At 71.1% G+C, this 16,783-nt stretch carries 15 protein-coding genes; 5 read left to right on the top strand and 10 right to left on the bottom strand.

Annotation, left to right across the window (positions count from 1 at the left end):
* Positions 1-73 precede the first annotated feature (73 nt).
* Positions 74-847, top strand: a complete 774-nt coding sequence (gene uppS, locus JJ691_RS26955) for a polyprenyl diphosphate synthase (RefSeq protein ID WP_211762430.1) — start codon at positions 74-76, stop codon at positions 845-847.
* Here uppS and JJ691_RS26950 read toward each other — a convergent pair.
* From JJ691_RS26950 to JJ691_RS26940, 3 genes are read right to left on the bottom strand one after another with little or no spacing between them, the layout of a single operon-like run.
* Positions 835-1,629 carry a M56 family metallopeptidase gene (locus JJ691_RS26950; protein ID WP_211762429.1) on the bottom strand — a complete coding sequence of 265 codons (795 nt, stop codon included), beginning with the start codon at positions 1,627-1,629 and terminating at the stop codon, positions 835-837. The two genes, uppS and JJ691_RS26950, sit on opposite strands and share 13 nt — an antisense overlap.
* On the bottom strand, positions 1,622-1,975 hold the full coding sequence (locus JJ691_RS26945; protein WP_211762428.1) for a BlaI/MecI/CopY family transcriptional regulator: 354 nt from the start codon (positions 1,973-1,975) through the stop codon (positions 1,622-1,624). The genes JJ691_RS26950 and JJ691_RS26945 overlap by 8 nt, the downstream gene beginning before the upstream one ends.
* Positions 1,976-2,018: 43 nt before the next feature.
* Positions 2,019-2,456: a MarR family winged helix-turn-helix transcriptional regulator gene (locus JJ691_RS26940; RefSeq protein WP_211762427.1), complete on the bottom strand. Its 438-nt coding sequence runs from the start codon at positions 2,454-2,456 to the stop codon at positions 2,019-2,021.
* A gap of 109 nt (positions 2,457-2,565) precedes the next feature.
* On the opposite strand from JJ691_RS26940, the gene JJ691_RS26935 reads away from it, so the two are divergent.
* Entirely contained in the window at positions 2,566-3,795 is a 1,230-nt protein-coding gene (locus JJ691_RS26935) for an MFS transporter (protein WP_211762426.1), read from the top strand.
* Here the strand turns inward: JJ691_RS26935 and JJ691_RS26930 are convergent.
* Both JJ691_RS26930 and JJ691_RS26925 read right to left on the bottom strand, forming a co-directional pair.
* Positions 3,705-4,175, bottom strand: coding sequence for a hypothetical protein (locus JJ691_RS26930; protein WP_211762425.1), 471 nt, complete (start codon positions 4,173-4,175; stop codon positions 3,705-3,707). The two genes, JJ691_RS26935 and JJ691_RS26930, sit on opposite strands and share 91 nt — an antisense overlap.
* The gene (locus JJ691_RS26925; RefSeq protein WP_249227034.1) at positions 4,133-5,791 is read right to left on the bottom strand and encodes a PHP domain-containing protein; all 1,659 of its coding nucleotides are present in this window, start codon (positions 5,789-5,791) and stop codon (positions 4,133-4,135) included. The genes JJ691_RS26930 and JJ691_RS26925 overlap by 43 nt, the downstream gene beginning before the upstream one ends.
* Positions 5,792-5,956: 165 nt before the next feature.
* On the opposite strand from JJ691_RS26925, the gene JJ691_RS26920 reads away from it, so the two are divergent.
* Entirely contained in the window at positions 5,957-6,682 is a 726-nt protein-coding gene (locus JJ691_RS26920; protein WP_211762424.1) for a DUF742 domain-containing protein, read from the top strand.
* Between the two features lie 193 nt (positions 6,683-6,875).
* Complete coding sequence (locus JJ691_RS26915; protein WP_211762423.1) at positions 6,876-9,242, top strand: glycoside hydrolase family 3 protein; 2,367 nt, start codon at positions 6,876-6,878, stop codon at positions 9,240-9,242.
* A 3-nt stretch (positions 9,243-9,245) separates the two neighbouring features.
* On the opposite strand, the gene JJ691_RS26910 is transcribed toward JJ691_RS26915, so the two are convergent.
* On the bottom strand, positions 9,246-9,998 hold the full coding sequence (locus JJ691_RS26910; protein WP_211762422.1) for a dioxygenase family protein: 753 nt from the start codon (positions 9,996-9,998) through the stop codon (positions 9,246-9,248).
* 72 nt (positions 9,999-10,070) lie between these two features.
* Positions 10,071-11,237 (bottom strand): cytochrome P450, encoded by a 1,167-nt coding sequence (locus tag JJ691_RS26905; RefSeq protein WP_211762421.1) that lies wholly within the window; start codon positions 11,235-11,237, stop codon positions 10,071-10,073.
* A gap of 95 nt (positions 11,238-11,332) precedes the next feature.
* Between JJ691_RS26905 and JJ691_RS26900 the strand changes: the two genes are divergently transcribed.
* Positions 11,333-11,983 carry a TetR/AcrR family transcriptional regulator gene (locus JJ691_RS26900; protein ID WP_211762420.1) on the top strand — a complete coding sequence of 217 codons (651 nt, stop codon included), beginning with the start codon at positions 11,333-11,335 and terminating at the stop codon, positions 11,981-11,983.
* Positions 11,984-12,026: 43 nt separating this feature from the next.
* On the opposite strand, the gene JJ691_RS26895 is transcribed toward JJ691_RS26900, so the two are convergent.
* The 3 genes from JJ691_RS26895 to JJ691_RS26885 form a co-directional block, all read right to left on the bottom strand.
* Entirely contained in the window at positions 12,027-13,187 is a 1,161-nt protein-coding gene (locus JJ691_RS26895; RefSeq protein ID WP_249227033.1) for a hypothetical protein, read from the bottom strand.
* Positions 13,184-14,929 (bottom strand): dynamin family protein, encoded by a 1,746-nt coding sequence (locus tag JJ691_RS26890; protein ID WP_211762419.1) that lies wholly within the window; start codon positions 14,927-14,929, stop codon positions 13,184-13,186. The genes JJ691_RS26895 and JJ691_RS26890 overlap by 4 nt, the downstream gene beginning before the upstream one ends.
* Before the next feature lie 116 nt (positions 14,930-15,045).
* Positions 15,046-16,548: an IniB N-terminal domain-containing protein gene (locus JJ691_RS26885; protein WP_211762418.1), complete on the bottom strand. Its 1,503-nt coding sequence runs from the start codon at positions 16,546-16,548 to the stop codon at positions 15,046-15,048.
* Between the last annotated feature and the right edge of the window lie 235 nt (positions 16,549-16,783).

Here is a 16,783-nt window from a genome sequence, read left to right as displayed (position 1 = left end):
CCGCTAAAGTTGGTGTGCAAGCCTTCACGATTGCTCCCCGGAATCTCCACCGGCGGCTGGTTCGGTGGGGCCCATGGCTTCCTGGCTGACCGGACCGCTCTACGCCCTGTACACCCGTCGACTGCGCCGGCGGGTGGCCGCCGGGCCGGCGCCCGCGCACGTGGGGCTGATCATGGACGGGAACCGGCGATGGGCCCGGCAGCGGGGGATGGCGTCACCGAGCCTGGGGCACCGCTACGGCGCGGAGCACGTGGACGACGTGCTGGCGTGGTGCCGGGCAACGGGAATCGAGCACGTGACGGTGTTCGTGTGCTCGACGGAGAACCTCCAGCGCCGTGGCGACGACGAAGTGGCGTTCCTGATGGCGGTGATCGAAGACGTGGTGACGGAGCGGCTGGCCAAGGGGACCAGCCACTGGCGGGTGCATGTGGCGGGCGACCTGGACGTGTTGCCGGACAGCACAGCTCACGCGTTGAAGCAGGCGGTGGAGGCGACGAGGGACCGCGTCGAGGGGCACGTGACGCTGGCGGTGGGGTACGGCGGCCGGCAGGAGCTGGTGGACGCGGTCCGGGAACACCTGTGCGCCAACGCCGACAGGGATCCCCGGGACATCGCCGCCGAGCTGACGATGGACGACATCACCGAGCGGCTGCACACGGCCGGCCGCCCCGATCCGGATCTGGTGATCCGGACCAGCGGCGAGCAGCGGATGTCCAACTTCCTGCTGTGGCAGAGCGCTTACGCGGAGCTGTACTTCTGTGACGCGTACTGGCCGGCGTTCCGGGAGGTGGACTTCCTCCGGGCGCTGCGGAGCTACGGCCAGCGACAGCGTCGTTATGGGGTCTGAATCTGCCGCCAGAGGTCGTACATCGCTTCGAGCGCTTCGGCGGCGACGAAGGCGGTGACCAGCAGGGTGAGCAGGGCCAGGAACCGGTACCGGGGGCGCGCGGGGGTCAGCAGGGCGGCGACCCGCTGTGGCACGGGACCGGCGGAAACACCAAGGGCGGCAACGGAAAGCCGGGAGTGGCGGGCGGCGAGGGCGGCGGTGGCGACGGCACGGGCGGTGAGCACCCGGTCACCGGTGTCGGTGGCGGCGACCTCGTCGGCCCAACGTTCCACTGTGTACCGGACGACGGCCCGCAGCGGCCACAGCAGCGGCTGGGCGGCGCTGGCCAGGTCGACGAACAGCACAAAACGGTGGTGGCGCAGGGAAACGTGGGCTCGTTCGTGGGCTAACAACGCCCGCCGCTGGTCGGCGTGCAGGGCCCGGACCATGCCGCGGGAGACGACGACGCCGCCGGGCAGGGCGTAGGCCAGCGGCTCGTCGTCGGGCAGGATGGCCAGCCCGTCAACGGGAATCCGCCAGGCCAGCCGGCGGTGCCAGCCGGCGACACCGGTGGAAACGGTTGCGGCGGCAAAGAGGGCGGCCAGCAGCAGGCCCATGGTCGGATCGCCACTGAGGAAGGAGTTCACGGCGGTGACCGCGAGGGTGGCAGTGCTGGAGACGGCCAGCAGCACGGAGATCCCGGCGATCAGCCAGCTGGTCGGGCGCGGCGGCCACGACCGGCATCCGACCAGCAGCCAGGCCAGCATCGGCGCCAGCAGCGGCACCAGCGCGCCGTCATCCATCCGAGTCCGCGAGCAACTGTCGCAGCAGCACTTCGTCCTCCTCGCTGAGATCGGTCACGAACCGGGCCAGCACAGTGCGCCGGTCCGGTTCGGCGTCGAGGAGCTTACGCATCCGCCCGGCCACAATCCCGGGTTCGTCCTGCACTGGGGAGTAGGCGTACGCCCGACCTTGCCTCTCCCGTGCAGCCACGCCCTTCTCGTGCAGGCGGGACAGGATCGTGACCACCGTGGTGTACGCCAGCGAGTCGCCGAGTTCGGCCTGCACCTGGGCGGGGGTCAGCGCCCCGTCGGCCGCCCACAGCGCCGCCAGCACCTCGGACTCGAGCTCCCCGGATCTGCGTCGCATTGGGACAATCTACGGCGAAACACCTATTACATATATGTAGAAGTCACCCCTGCGCGGTCAGCGCCCGGACCAGCGGCGCGAACTCGGGGTTCTGCTCGGCCTCGGCCAGCGCCCGCTCCAACTCGCCGTCGTTGACCGGGCGCGCGGCCTCCAACAGCGCGAAGCCGGCCTCGGTGACCTCGGTGTAGATGCCGCGCCGGTCGGTGGGGCAGAGGTAGCGGCGCAGCAGCCCGCGGTCCTCCAGCCGGTTGACCAGCCGGGTGGTGGCCGACTGGCTGAGCACCACGGCGTCGGCCAGCTGGTTCATCCGCAGGTGGTGCTCCTGCTGCGTGGACAGCGTCAGCAGCACGCTGTACTCCCGCACGGACAGCTCGTGCGAGGCCTGCAACGCCCGCTCCAGCCGGTCCTCGATCCGGTTGTGCAGCGCCGCCAGCGTGCACCAGCCCTGCGCGCGGCGGACGTCCTCGTCGGCCAGTGTCACGGCTCACTCCTCCTCGGCTTGCCCCGAGCATCCTTGCGTGCAACATTATCAAGCGTCTGCAACTATTGCGGAAGCTTGTTAACTCAGAGTCTACTGCGGAAGGAACGCCATGCCTCTCGCTCTGCTCGCCCTGGCGGTCAGCGCATTCGGCATCGGAACGACCGAGTTCGTCATCATGGGCCTGCTGCCGGAGGTCGCCGCCGACCTGCACGTCACGATTCCCACGGCCGGCCTGTTGATCTCCGGCTACGCCCTGGGTGTGGTCGTCGGCGGCCCGCTGCTCACGGTCGCCGGCAACCGGATCCCGCGCAAGAACCTGCTGCTCGGCCTGATGGTGCTGTTCATCGCCGGCAACCTGATCTCGGCCCTGGCCCACAGCTACGCCCTGCTGCTGACCGGCCGTGTGGTCGCGGCGCTGGCCCACGGCGCGTTCTTCGGCGTGGGCTCGGTGGTCGCGGCCAGCCTGGTCCCGGCGGCCAAGCAGGCCAGCGCCATCGCGCTGATGTTCACCGGCCTGACCGTGGCCAACGTGCTCGGCGTGCCCGGTGGCACCGCCCTGGGCCAGGCCTTCGGCTGGCGCTCGACGTTCTGGGCGGTCACCGCGCTCGGCGTGGTCGGCCTGCTCGGCGTGGCGTTCCTGGTGCCGAAGCAGCCGCTGGAGCCGGGTCGCGGCCTGCGCGGCGAACTGGCCGTGTTCAAGCGGCCGCAGGTGCTGTTGGCACTGGCCATGACCGCGCTGGGCTTCGGCGCCGTGTTCGCGGCCTTCACCTACATCGCGCCGATGATGACCCAGGTCGCGGGCTTCTCCAACGGCGCGGTCACCTGGCTGCTGGTGCTGTTCGGTGTCGGCCTGGTGATCGGCAACCTGATCGGCGGCAAGGCGGCCGACCGGAGGCTGATGCCCAGCCTGTACGTCATCCTGGCCGCCCTGGCCGCGATCCTGGTGGTCTTCGTGTTCACCGCGCACGCCCAGATCCCGGCGGCGATCACCCTGGTGCTGTTCGGCACCATCGGCTTCGCCACGGTCCCGGGCCTGCAGACTCGCGTGATGCAGCAGGCCGACGGCGCGCCGGCGCTGGCGTCCACGGCGAACATCGCCGCGTTCAACCTCGGCAACGCGTTCGGCGCGTGGCTCGGCGGCGTGGCCATCGACGCCGGCCTGGGCTACACCGCGCCGAGCTGGATCGGCGCGGTGCTCGCCCTTGGCGGCCTCGCGGTCGCAGTGGCCTCAGGCCTGCTGGAGCGCCGTCAGCAGACGTGGCCGCCCTCGACCTCCAGCGGCACGACCGAGTCCGCGGCCGCCGGCGTGACGTGCAGCGTGAGCAGCCCGTCGGCATAGACCGGGCGCACGTAGTCCCGCGTGTCCACGACCGTGTCGTTGGCGACGGTGCAACCGACGCCGACGACACGGTCGATCGCGCTCAACGCCAGCAGTTCCCGAACCGGCAGCGAACCGCGCAACGCGTCCTGCCCCGGGAACCGGAACGCGCGACCGCCTTCGCGGTCCCGCACCGGTTCGTAGTCCGCGGGTCCGTCCAGCTCCAACCACACCGCATGGTGCGGGGACGGTTCCCGCACCACGTGCGTGCACAGCAGCGAGGCCGCCGGGGCCAGTTCCAGAGCGAAGTGCTCGGCCTCGTGCCGGTCCCGGTGCCCGCCGTCGACCACGAACAGCGTCACCGGACGACGACCACGAAGATCGGGTTCGAGTACGTCCACAGGTCGCTCCACGGATCCACACCGTCGGCCGGGTCCATTCGCGGCTCGATCGAACCAGGCGCGTGCACGTTTCCGTCCGTGCCGCGAAGCCGCACGTAGAACGAGTCGCGCACGTTGCGGAAGGTGCGCTGGAACACCGCCACCGGCACGAACCCGCGCCGCGTCTCGAACGACTCCACCACGCGCACGTTCGGGGTGGCGAAGGTGTCGCGATCCGTGACCGGTCCGGTGACCTGGCCCTGGATCAGGTCCATGCGAGCCAGCTTCGGCACGCTCCCGCCGGCGTTCGGCCGGGTCGCCAGCCGGGCCACCACCAGCACCGTCACATTGCCGCCGCGCCGGACCGTCGTCCGGCCGCCCAGCGTGACCGGCCAGCCGCCCTCGTCGGAGAACACCGTCACTTCCAGGCCGGCGAGCAGCCCGCCCATCGCGACCCAGACCCGGCCGTTGCGGATGCCGTCCATCACCGCGCGGTAGCTGCGGTCGGTGGCGCCGACCACCGTGCGCGAGTACTGACCGGGCCAGAAGTCGGCCCAGCTGTGCTTGGTGCCGGAGTCCACCGGGTCCAGGTGCTTGCCGGTGGCGTTGTAGTCGGCGTCCGGGGACGGGCTGGTCAGCGTGTCGCCGAAGTTGCGGTGCGAGTCCGAGTTGGAGGTGATCCACCAGCCCTTGCCCTCGGCCAGCATGGAGTCCCACAGGCCGCCGAGCTTGGCCGTCATCCAGTCGAACCCGCCGTGCGTGCGGTACAGCTCCAGCGGGTAGCCGGGCCAGGAGTCCACGCCGGGGCTGTTGGAGTAGCCGCCGCGGGCCGCGCCGTTGCCCAGCGGCGCGGGCGTGCTGTCGGCCTGCGCGCCGGGGGAGCCCTCCATGCCGACCGCGATGTGCGGGGCCACGTCCCGCCAGTTGCGCAGCTCGTGCGGGGACAGCCGGCCGTTGCGGGACGGGTGGTTGGCCAGGAACAGCGCCGAGTTGATCTTGCCGCTGCGGACCTGCTGGTCCAGCCACTTGATGCCCTGGATCGCGATCGCCTCGTTGGCCGGCGAGCTCGGGTTGGTGCCGTTGACGTTGCCGTCGAACAGCTGCTCGAACGTCTGCAGCATCTGGGCTTCGTCACGGGTGCAGTCGAAGAACACCGTCGCGTGCTCGGCCGCCGGGGTGTTCCACTCCAGGCCCTGCCACAGCAGCAGTCCGCGGTGCTTCTGCCGGGAGGCCAGCACGTCGGCGTAGGTCTGCTGGACCGCGTACTTCTCGTGGGCCAGGTAGCCGTGGTCGGTGATGACCATCCAGTCCAGGCCGTTGCGCACGCCGCCGGCGACCTGCTGCTCCACGGTGTACATGGCGTCGTTGGAGTACTGGGTGTGGATGTGGTGGTCGCCGGCCAGCCACTGATAGCGACCGGGGCTGTCCCAGGTCGGGCTCGCCCCAGAGGGGGCTCCGGAGGCCGTGCCGGCGGTCAGCGCGCCCGCGCCGGCCACCGTCGCGCCCAGCAGGCCGGCGTTGCGCAGGAACCGTCTCCGGCTCACGTCCACCGGGCGCAGTTCGCGTTCCGGCACGGACAGGTCGGCGTAGTCGGGCGTGTCGCCGTGGTGATGGTGGTGATGGTGGTGCTCGTGCACGACGTCTCCTCAGGTCAGCACACCCGCTGCGGCGGGCCGGACGCTAGGAGCCGGAGATGGCCGGCGCGTGACCGCAGCCTGAACTCGGGACGGTTCACCTGGAACGAACAGAGTCGAAACATGTCCGACACGTGCGAGCTCGGTCACGGTCCTATCGTGGGCCACGTGGTGGAGGTCGGTCGGACCGGAGCTCGCTTCGGATCGGCGCGTAACCGCGGCCGGTGGGCGGACGTTGAACCGGACGTGCCGCAGCGTGAACCGGAGACACCCGAACCGGAGGAGCCGGGCCAGAGCGAGGTCGGCCAGCACGAGTTGGCTCCGGAGGTCGGGCGCACCGGCGCCCGGTTCGGCTCGTCCCGGGCCCGCTGGCGCTGGCAGCGAGATCCCGCCGAGGAGTTGGCGCCGTCCGACGAGCCGCCCGTCGACGATCCGCGTTTCGACGAGCTGGGGCCCGACGAGCCGGGCGAGGCGCTGAGCACCCAGGCGCTGCCGATGCCGCCCAAGTCGGCACTGCCCCCGCTCCCGGCCTATCCCGACGACGACCTGGACTGGGACGATCTCGACGGGGACGAGGAACCCAGCTCGTTGGTGCGCCCCTACGCGCGGACCGGCGGCCGCACCGAGGCGAGTCGGGAACTGCGGCTGGAAACACTGATCTCCGTGCGCAATCCTGACGTAGTACTCGTCATGGAACACCGACGCATCGTGGAGCTCTGCGAGCAGACCCGCTCGGTCGCCGAGGTCGCGGCCGCGCTGCCGGCGCCGCTGGGCGTGGCCCGTGTCCTGATCGACGACCTCATCGAGCTGGGCGTACTGACGGTCTTCACCGGAGACAGCCGCCCCGACGAGGCGCTGCTGGCCCGGGTGCTGGCCGGCCTGCGCAGACTGTGACCCGTCGGTAACGCCTTGACGATCGTCAGGACGGCGTGAAAAGTTCTCGGCTACTCCGCCGAACGGAGTCCCGGCAGGCCTGCCATCCAGGTGGGTGCCGCGGCGAGGAAAGGGGCACGCCACGTTCCGACTCGCCGACACCAGCCCGCAGCAGGAACCGACCCCGCGACAGGTCGCCGATGATCTCGTCGCGATGCTCAGCTTAGCGGAGAAGATCCAACTCACTCAGCAGGCCCAGCCCGCGCTGCCCCGGCTCGGCCTGCCGGCCGCCGATCTGACGCTGCGTCCGGCCACCGCGGGCATCGAGTCGGACTTCCCGCAACCGCTCGGCCTGGGCAGCAGCTGGGATCCGGAGCTGGTGGCCCGGATCGGGGCCGCGGTCGCCGACGAGGTCCGGGCGACCGGCGGGCTGGTGCGGGAGATCCCGGTGGACTACCCGACCTACGACCCGAGGCTGGCCGACAACGACCGCAGGTTCGCCGAGGATCCGCTGCTGTGCTCCAAGCTCGCCGCGGTGTACGCGCTGGGGATGCGCGGTCCGGAGCGGGCGCATCCCAAGACCGTGCCGGTGCTGCGGCACGTGGACATGGGCCGCTGTGCGGTGGCTCCCGGCTTCAACCTGCGGGTGTTCAACGAGTACGAGCTGCCGGTGTGCCGTGCTGTGTTCGAGACCGGCGGCGGGGCCGGAGTCGTGTTGTCCCAGGAGCTGATGGAGGACTATCCGGCGCTGGCCGCGCAGCTGGTGCGGTTCGTGGTGCGGGGCTGGAGCGACGGCGAGGCGGCGATCTGGAGCGAGAAGCTGCCGGACCGGCCGCTGACCTCCGGCGGCCAGGCCCTGGCGCTGCGGCTCGGCGCCGACGGCTTCCTGGGCGGCGGCGACACCGTCGAGGAGCTGACCGAGGCCTATCACCGCGGTGAGATCACCGAGCCGCTGATCACCGCCGCGGCCCGCCGGATGCTGATGCTGCGCCTGCAACTGCTGGCGTCCAGCTCCGGTCCGGTGACCGTGGACCGCAAAGCCCACCGGGAGCTGGCGCAGCGGGCCGCCCGTGAGTCGATTGTGTTGCTGCGCAACGATGGTCTGCTGCCGCTGCTGGTCGGCCCGGGCATGCGGCTCGCGGTCATCGGCCCGCACGGCGAGGGCTTGGCGGCCGAGCTGGGCCGCCGCGTCACCGCCCAGCACGTGAGCGGATCGGACCGCGTCACCGTGTCCGGGCTGGACGGCGAGTTCGAGCTCACGGAGTGGCGGCACGGCCGGTACACGCTGGAATCCGAGACCATGGTGGTGCACGCGGTCACCGGCCCGGACGGCGAAGTGACCACTGTGGACGGTCAGCCGCTGGAGTGGCAGCGGGTGACCCACGGCATCGCCGACGCGGTGGCGCTGGCCCGCGAGGCCGACGTCGTGGTGCTGGCCGTCGGCGGCGATCCCGCGCTGGACGACGGGAATCGCTCGACGCTGGAACTGCCGCCGCAGCAACACCAACTGGTGCGCGCGGTGCGGGCGGCCAATCCGAACGTGGTGCTGGTCGTGCGCAGCAGCTACCCGTACGCGTTGCGCTGGGAGGACACCTACCTGCCGGCGATCCTGTGGAGCGCGCACCCGGGGCAGGCCTGCGACCGGGCCACCGCGGAGATCCTGTTCGGCGACCACGCGCCGTCCGGGCGGCTGCCGCAGACCTGGCCGCGCGGCGACGAGGACCTGCCGCCCACCCTGGACTACGACCTGATCCAGAGCAGCAGCACGTACATGTACCAGGAGTCGCCGCCGCTGTACCCCTTCGGCCATGGGTTGACGTACACCACGTTCGAGTACGACGACGTGGACCTGAGCGCTCGGGTGATCGACGCCGAGGGCAGCGTCACCGTGACGATTCGGGTCCGCAACACCGGGTTCCGCGACTGCCACGAGGTCGTGCAGCTCTACACCCGCCAGCTCAACTCCCAGGTCCGGCAGCCGCAGAAGGTGTTGCGGGACTTCAGGAAGGTGCTCATCCCGGCCCGTTCCAGCGTGACCGTCACGTTCCGGCTGCGCGCCGCCGACCTGTCCTTCTGGGACGTCACCAGGGACAAGTGGGTGGTGGAGACCGCGCTGCACGAGGTGTTCGTCGGCGGCTCGTCGGCGAAAGCGGTCGCCGGCGCCGTGCTGGACGTGCACGGCAAGACGCTGCCGCCCCGGGTGCTGGCCCGGACCTCGGTCAAGGCCCACTGCTACGACGAGTCGATGGGGCTGGCGCTGGTCGACATCTCCAGCGAGACCGGGCCGGTCGTGTCGGCGGTCAAGGACGGGGCATGGCTCGGCCTGCTCGGCTACGACCCGAGCGACTGCCGGACCTGGAGCGTCACCGCGTCCAACAACGGCGACGAGCCGGTGTCGGTGGAGCTGAGGGCCGGCGCGCCGGACGGCCGGCTGCTCGGCACCGTGCTGGTGCCGCCGACCACCGACTGCCGCCGCTACGCCGTGGCCACCGGGTCGCTGATGCCGGTCGACGAGGTCAGCGACCTGTTCGTGGTGTTCCCGGAGCGGGGCCCGTGGATCACCCGCGTGGCCTTCGCCTGAGGGTCAGCCGATCTGGATCGAGCGCTTGGCCAGGCCGTGCCAGAAGCCGTCGATCACCGTGCGCTGCGTGGTCAATTCGTCCTCGCCCGCGCCGAGCGTGACGAACAGCGGTGCGAAGTGCTCGGTGCGCGGGTGCGCGAGCCGGCCGGCCGGGGCCTTGTGCTCGAAGTCCAGCAACGAGTCAAGGTCGCCGCTGTCCAGCGCGCGGTGGCCCCAGTCGTCGAACTCCGCCGACCACGTCGGCGTGCCGGCGGCCTGTAGCGCCCGCAGGTTGTGCGTGAAGAAGCCGCTGCCGACGATCAGCACGCCCTCGTCGCGCAGCGGCGCGAGCTTGCGGCCGATCTCCATCAGCTGCCCGGGATCCAGTGTGGGCATGGACATCTGGAGCACCGGCACGTCGGCGTCCGGGTACATCTCCACCAGCGGCACGTAAGCGCCGTGGTCCAGGCCGCGCTCGGGGACGTCGTGCACCTGCCCGCCGAGCAGCTGCCGGACCCGGTTGGCCAGCGCCGGCGCGCCGGGGGCGGCGTACTGGACTTCGTAGTAGTGCTGCGGGAAACCCCAGAAGTCGTAGACCAGCGGCACGGTGGTGGTGGCCGACAGGCTCAGCGGCGCCTCCTCCCAGTGCGCCGAGACCATCAGGATCGCCTCGGGCCTGGGCAGATCCTTCGACCACGACGCCAGCTGGCCGGTCCACAGCCGGTCGTCGGCCAGCGGCGGCGCGCCGTGGCTGAGGTACAGGGTGGGCAGACGCATGGGACAACCTCCCGCCTAGTTCGTTGAACATTCAACAGGATAGGCGGGAGGTTGTTCAAATTTCAAGTACCGTCACCAGGTGACCGGCAGCTCCGTGACCCCGGACAGCAGGGCCATCGGCCGGCGCGGCACCTCGTCCACCGGCACGGCCAGGCGCAGTGTCGGAATGCGTCGGAACAGCTGGGTGAAGGCGATCTCCAGCTCGGCGCGGGCCAGGTTCTGGCCGAGGCACTGGTGGATGCCGAAGCCGAAGGCCAGGTGGTGGCGCATCGGGTGCTCCACGTCCAGCTCGTCGGACTCCTCCCGGTTGGCGATGGCGCTGGCCACCAGCACGCCGTCGCCGGCCTTGATCGTCACGTCGCCGAGCTCGATGTCCTCGGTGGCCTGCCGGGTCAGCGTGCCGGCGATCGTCAGGTAGCGCAGCAGCTCCTCGACGGCGGCCGGGACCGCCGCCTCGTCGGCCCGCACCTTGGCCAGCTGGTCCGGGTTGCTGAGCAGCAGCATGGTGCCCAGCGAGATCATGTTGGCGGTGGTGTCGTGGCCGGCGATCAGCATCACCATGCCCATGGTGGCCAGCTCGTCGTGGTCCAGGCGGCCCTCGGCCAGTTGCTCGGCGATCAGGTCGTCGAGCAGGCCCTCGCCCGGGTTCTCGATCTTCTTGGCCACCAGGTCGTGCAGGTACGTGATGAGCTTGAGGATGGCGTCGCCGTCGGCGTCGAGCCGGCGGCGGGACTGCTCCTCGAAGAACTCGTGGTCGGAGTAGGGCACGCCCAGCAGCTCGCAGATCACCGTGGACGGCACCGGCAGCGCGAAGTCGGCCAGCAGGTCGGCCGGCGGCCCGGCGGCGATCATCGCGTCCAGCCGCTCGGTGACGATGCGTTCGATCTTGGGCTTGAGCGCGGCGATCTTGCGCACCGTGAAGGACGGGATCACCATGCGCCGCAGCCGAGTGTGCACCGGCGGGTCGTTGGCGATCAGCGTGGCGTTCATGTTGGTCGGCCGGTTGCGGGCCAGTGCCGCCACCGGCACCGGGAAGCCGGGCCGGCCCCGGTCGGACGACACGCGCGGGTCGGCCAGCAGCGCGCGGGCCTCGGCGTGGCCGGTGACCAGCCACGCGGTGCTGTCGTCGGGCAGTCGGACCTGGGCCACTGGGCCGCGTTCGCGCTGCTCGGCGGCCCCGTCCGGCGGGTCGAACGGGCAGCTGCGGGTCACCGGGAGGTCTGGGATGGTGTCGGTCATGAGCAGTCCCCCACCACTGTAAGAAACGGATCGTATCTTCATTTCGAGGCTAGACTCCCCGGACAAGAAACGCAACGGATCTAATCGGGAGTCCCATGACCGGCGCGCGGCGACGCGGCGAGGAACTGGAACACGCGCTGCTCACCGCCGCGTGGGCGGAGCTGCTCGAGGTCGGCTACCCCAAGCTGACCATGGAGAACGTGGCCGCCCGGGCCGGCACCAGCAAGCCGGTGATCTATCGCCGCTGGCCGACCCGGGCCAAGCTGGTGATCGCCGCGCTCGCCCACAACCTGCCGCTCAAGGACGAGGACATCGACACCGGTTCGCTGCGCGGGGACCTGCTCGAAGTCGTCGGCCGTGGCATCCGCCGCTACCGCCGCATGCCCGGCGACACCTTGCCCGGCCTCATCACCGAGACCTTCCGCGACCCCGAGGTGTTCGCCGAGCTGCGCAGCCGCCTCCGCCAAGGCGAGGTCGTCGAGCTGATCCGCCCCCTGCTCACCCGGGCCGTCCAGCGCGGCGAGCTGCGCACCGACCAGATCAGCGACCGCGTCCTCCGCCTGCCGTTCGACCTGCTCCGCACCGAGGCCATGCTCTACGGGGTGCTCGTCGACGACCTGGCCATCACCGAGATCATCGACGACATAGTCCTCCCCCTGCTCGAACTCCACTGTGGAACCCCCGCGCGGAACGCGCGGCACAAGCACAGCGGCACACCGAAACGCGGGTTTCAGGCGGATGACTGAAACCCGCGTTTCGGTGTGTCTGAGAGCGTGACTCGCGGGGGTGTCAGTGGCGGGCGAGGGTGTCGATGATGCCTTCGCAGGTGCGGACCACGGTCTTGGCGGCGTCGGTCTGGGCGCGGCGCCAGACCGGGTTGGAGGCGTAGGCCTGCCAGCGGTCCAGCACGCTCAGCGCCAGCTGAAGAAGGTCCTGGTCATCGTCGAGGCCGAAACCGAGGCGGCTGGCCGGGCTGGTGCCGCCGCGGCCCAGCAGTCGCTCGGCCTCGGCGGTGATCTCGCTGGGCAGCGCGACCCGGCCGGTCTGCAACGCGGCCAGCAGCCGTAGCTCCCGGAAGTCCTGGGTGGTGACCTGGATCCGCTCGACCTCGGCGTGCAGGCCACGCGCGTCGGGGCGGGGCTCGGCCCGCAGCACCGTCTCCACGGCGACCAGCGCGGACCGGGCCTTGAGCACCGGAGCCCGCTCGGTGAAGTGGAGCTGGACGGCCAGCCGCAGGTCGTTCAAACCGCTGCGCTGCACCAGTTCCGCGGCCAGCCGGCTGGGATCGCCGTAGCCGCGGCGCACCAGCGTGGTGGACAGGCGCACGCCGAACAGGCCCAGCCGCTCCAGCAAACCCTGCCGCAGCACCACATCTTCCAGCGACGGGTTCAGGAACCGGTCCGTGGACAGCACGAGCTCGTCCAGCTCCTCGCGCGGCAGGGCGGCCAGCGCGGCCAGGGCGTCGAACTCGTCGTCGGTCAGGGTCCGGCCCGCGACGGCCAGAAGTCCGTCCACGGCAACGACATCCTGGCACAGCTCGCCCAGCTCGGGCTCGGCGCGCAGCCGGCGGGCGACCATCTTGGCCGACGTCATCGCGTCCACCCGGCCGCCGCCGAGCTCATCGGCCCGCGACAGCACGACGATCGTGTTCACCGGCAGCGGATTGCCTTGCAGGGCCTGGCGGTCCTCGGCCCGCACCGGCCCGGTCAGGTGCAGCACGGCGTCCACATCGGACGTGTGCCCCTCGACGAAGTCCTCCTCGTCCAGGGCGTCCAGCAGGGTGGACTTGCCGGCCTTGGCCCGGCCGGTGACGCCGACCCGCAGCGGCTCGTCGAACAGCTGCCTCTGTTGGGTGAGGAAGTTCACCGCCTTGGGGCTGGCGCGGTAGAGCCGCAGCGCCCACTCCAGCATGGCCCGGGCGTCCTCGGTGAGCACCTCCTGGGTGATCACGAGGTCAGCGCCAGGGCCTGGGCGCGCTGCCGGAGCGCCACCAACGTGTTGATCTCCTCGGTGATGGTCTGGTTGCGCTGGTTGCGGGCCTGGATGTCGGCCGTGGCCAGCTCGCGGGCCCGCCGGATGGAATCGCTCAGCGCGTCCTGCAACTGCTCGGCCTGCTCGGTGAAGTGCTCCCGAAGCCGCCGCTGCACCTGCCGCAGCGCGTCCCGACTGTGCTTGCCCACCTGGAACACCAGCTCGTCGACGTGCCGCTGTACGGCTGTCTTGGCCACCGCCTGCCGCCGTTTGAGCTGCGCGTCCCGCTCTTCCTTCAACGTCTTCGCACCCATCACCGCACCCGCGCCTACGGACACGAAGTTGACCAGCGGCATGCCCATCAAACTCGTCAGCAGGCCGAACATCAGCATGCCGCTGTACGAGCCGCGCAGGCCGGTGATCACCTTGTTGGCGATGCCCGGCGGGGCCAGGTCCGGGGTGAGCAGCCCGCCCATCCGCTCCAGCACCGAGGCCGGATCGCGGAAACCCAGTTCCGGCAGGGTGCCGCGGCTCTCCTCGTCGAACTGCTCGGCCAGCCGCTGGGCCAGCCAGTGGGTGCGCTCCACGGTCCAGTCGTAGTTGCGCAGCACGGCGTCGGTCAGCTTGTCGGCCAGCCAGTCGCAGAACTGGTCCCAGGTCTTGGCCGGGTCGGCCTTGTCGAAGGCCTGGTCGGTGTGCCGCAGGATGATCCGGGTCCGCTCGCGCAGATCGTGGTCCACATCGGACATCAGGTCGGCCATGCCGTCCATCAGCATGTTCTGCCAGCGCGCGGACTGCCGGCGCAGCAGCTCGGCCGCGCGCTGGGCGTCCTCCAGCCCGGCCAGCGAGGACGGGTCCTGGGTGGACAGTTCGGCCCGCAGCCCCAGCGACACCTGCTCGGTCACGGCCAGGATCGCCTCCGAGGCCGACCGCCGGGCCAGCAGGCCGGCCTGCGCCTTGACCGTGTTCTCCAGATATCCCACCAGGGCGGGAAAACCGGATTCGGCGTTGACATCGGTGCTGCCGGTGGACAACGCGCGCTCGCGCAGCACCGAGGACACCGCCACCAGCGGGATGGCCAGCCCGGCCTCGGCGATCAGCATCCGGTTGCGCTCCAGGTGCGACCGCCAGCGCGGGCTCAGGTCCGTCTTGGTCACCACGCCCAGCACGTTGGGGCAGATGGTGGTGGCGAACCGCAGGAACTGCAGCTCGGTGGGGGAGAACTCGGTCAGCGCGTCGGTCACCGCCAGCACTGCGTCGGCCTCGGCCAGCTCGGCCAGCGTGCGACTGGTGTGCTCGGACCGCAGGCCGTCCACGCCCGGTGTGTCCACGATGACCAGTCCGCCGGACAGGACGGCCCGGGGCACCCCGACCTCGGCCCGGACCACCCCGCCGGCGCTGATCTCCTGCGCGACCTGCTCCATCGCCACGGCTTCCAGCCGCTGCTGCCCGGGCCGCACCACCGCCGCCCAGGGCTGCTCGGCGTGCCGGATGACCGCGGGGGCGGCGCTGGCCACGTCGTCGTGCACCGGGCAGATCGACACGCCCAGCAGCGCGTTGACCAGGTGGCTCTTGCCCTGCTTGAGCCCACCGACCACGACGACCCGGATCGCCGGGTCGGCGAGTCTGCCCCGCAGGCGGCTGAGCCTGCTGGTCAGGTCGCGCCGGCGGCCGATGGCCGGCTGCCGGAGCGCCTCGTCGATCACATCGAGGGCCGTCATGGTCATCACCCGAAAGATTGTGTCCTCTCCGATCGGGTGATGCACACCAGGCCGGGCCCACGCTGAGGGAGCGGGCCCGGCCTGGAGTCAGTCGCCGGCGTTCGGAGCAGTGGCGATCAGAAGCCGGGCAGGTGGGTGACGTCGAGGTTGTGGGTCACGTCGTCGACGTGCACGCCGCCCAGGTTCACGTTGCCGATGTCGCCGATGTGGTTGTCGTTGCCGATGTTGATGTCCTTGACCGTGGCGTCGACGCCGGTGGTCACGTGCTGCAGCACCTGGTCGCCGTGCACCGTGTTGGCCACCGTGTTGACGGTGTCCAGGGTGTGCGACACGTTGGCGACGCTGGTCACCGCGCTGATCGGGTCGTGCGCGATGCTGGTGACGACGTGGATCGGGTCGCTGGCGGCGATCTTGGTGATGTCGGTGATGTGGTTGGCCGTGCCGGCCACGGTCTTGGTCAGGCCGTCCACGTCCACCGCGTGCACCGCGGAGTTCACGTGACCGCTGGCGTCGGCCACGATCTTGCCGGCCACCGGCACGTTGGCCGTGGCGCCGGCCACGGTGTGGGTGGTGGTGTCCAGCGTCCGGGTCACGTCGGCGCCCGCGGTGGCGGCCACGTTGGTGACGGTGCCGACCAGGGTCTCGGCGGTCGGAACGGCCGGGATGCCGCCTTGGGCGACGACCGGCACCTGAGAGGCCAGCTGCTGGACCTGGTCCAGGGAGCGGGCCGGGTTGGCGGCCGCGCCGCGGACCTCGTCGACCAGCGCGGTCGGGTCGGTCAGGGCGGACAGGCCCGGCACGGCCGGAACGGCGCCGGTGAGGCCGTCCAGCGGCAGGTTGGGCAGGGTGGGCAGGCCGGCGACCGGCAGAGCGCCGACCGGCAGGGCACCGGTCAGGCCGTCGACCGGCAGAGCCGAGGTCAGGCCGTCCACCGGCAGCGCGCCCGTGAGGCCGTCGACCGGGAGAGCCGAGGTGAGGCCGTCGACGGGGAGTGCACCGGTGAGGCCGTCGACCGGGAGGGCGCGCTCGACGCCGTCCACCGGCAGCGCGCCGGCCAGGCCGTCCACGGGCAGGGCGCCCGTGAGGCCGTCGACCGGCAGGGCCGAGGTGAGGCCGTCGACCGGGAGAGCACCGGTCAGGCCGTCGATCGGCAGAGCCGAGGTCAGGCCGTCCACCGGGAGAGCACCGGTCAGACCGTCGACCGGCAGAGCCGAGGTCAGGCCGTCCACCGGGAGAGCACCGGTCAGACCGTCGACCGGGAGGGCGCTGGTCAGGCCGTCCACCGGCAGGGCCGAGGTGAGGCCGTCGACCGGGAGAGCACCGACGGGGAGGGCGTCGACCGGGAGGGCGACGGTCAGCTGGTGGGCCAGCTGCTGGAGGGTGTCGATGGCGCCGGCGGCCGGCAGGCCCGGCACCGCGCCGGCGACGGTCTGCTCGAACGCCTCGACCACGTGGGTCGGCGCGTAGTCCATGACAAGCGGGAGGATCTCGTGCACATCGGCGGCGGTGATGTCGCCGAGGCCAGCGGACTGCAGAACACCCTCGGGGTTGCTCGCGAACTGCGTCAGCGCGGCGGGGTCGCTGAGCAGCTTCAGGGTGAAGTCTTGCAGCGTCGTCATGGCCATGGGGTGGTGCTCCTGACTTCCATCGGGGGACTTGACGGGGAGAGTCACGGCCTGCGCCGTGCTGGAGACGAACCGTAGGGGCTGGCCGCCCGTACGCCATCCGGGATCACTCCCAGTCCTGTCGGGTGGAGCACTAGGGATCGGGCCCGGGGTCCGGGCTGGGGGACTAGGGAACCCCCTTCGTTACGGGCCCAGATCACGAATGGGTTACCTTGACCCCTCACGACAT

Origin of the sequence: Kutzneria sp. CA-103260 (assembly GCF_018263855.1) — a bacterium.
In the GTDB taxonomy this organism is placed as follows: Bacteria; Actinomycetota; Actinomycetes; order Mycobacteriales; family Pseudonocardiaceae; genus Kutzneria.
The sequence above is the reverse complement of the archived record's forward strand: the minus strand, read 5'-3'. Positions and strand labels throughout refer to the sequence as shown.

What these genes read in the sequence shown, in the direction of transcription:
- uppS (WP_211762430.1), top strand. Translation starts at nt 74, where the DNA reads ATGGCTTCCTGGCTGACCGGACCGCTCTACGCCCTGTACACCCGTCGA.
- JJ691_RS26950 (WP_211762429.1), bottom strand. Translation starts at nt 1,629, where the DNA reads ATGGATGACGGCGCGCTGGTGCCGCTGCTGGCGCCGATGCTGGCCTGG.
- JJ691_RS26945 (WP_211762428.1), bottom strand. Translation starts at nt 1,975, where the DNA reads ATGCGACGCAGATCCGGGGAGCTCGAGTCCGAGGTGCTGGCGGCGCTG.
- JJ691_RS26935 (WP_211762426.1), top strand. Translation starts at nt 2,566, where the DNA reads ATGCCTCTCGCTCTGCTCGCCCTGGCGGTCAGCGCATTCGGCATCGGA.
- JJ691_RS26915 (WP_211762423.1), top strand. Translation starts at nt 6,876, where the DNA reads ATGCTCAGCTTAGCGGAGAAGATCCAACTCACTCAGCAGGCCCAGCCC.
- JJ691_RS26910 (WP_211762422.1), bottom strand. Translation starts at nt 9,998, where the DNA reads ATGCGTCTGCCCACCCTGTACCTCAGCCACGGCGCGCCGCCGCTGGCC.
- JJ691_RS26905 (WP_211762421.1), bottom strand. Translation starts at nt 11,237, where the DNA reads ATGACCGACACCATCCCAGACCTCCCGGTGACCCGCAGCTGCCCGTTC.
- JJ691_RS26900 (WP_211762420.1), top strand. Translation starts at nt 11,333, where the DNA reads ATGACCGGCGCGCGGCGACGCGGCGAGGAACTGGAACACGCGCTGCTC.
- JJ691_RS26890 (WP_211762419.1), bottom strand. Translation starts at nt 14,929, where the DNA reads ATGACGGCCCTCGATGTGATCGACGAGGCGCTCCGGCAGCCGGCCATC.
- JJ691_RS26885 (WP_211762418.1), bottom strand. Translation starts at nt 16,548, where the DNA reads ATGACGACGCTGCAAGACTTCACCCTGAAGCTGCTCAGCGACCCCGCC.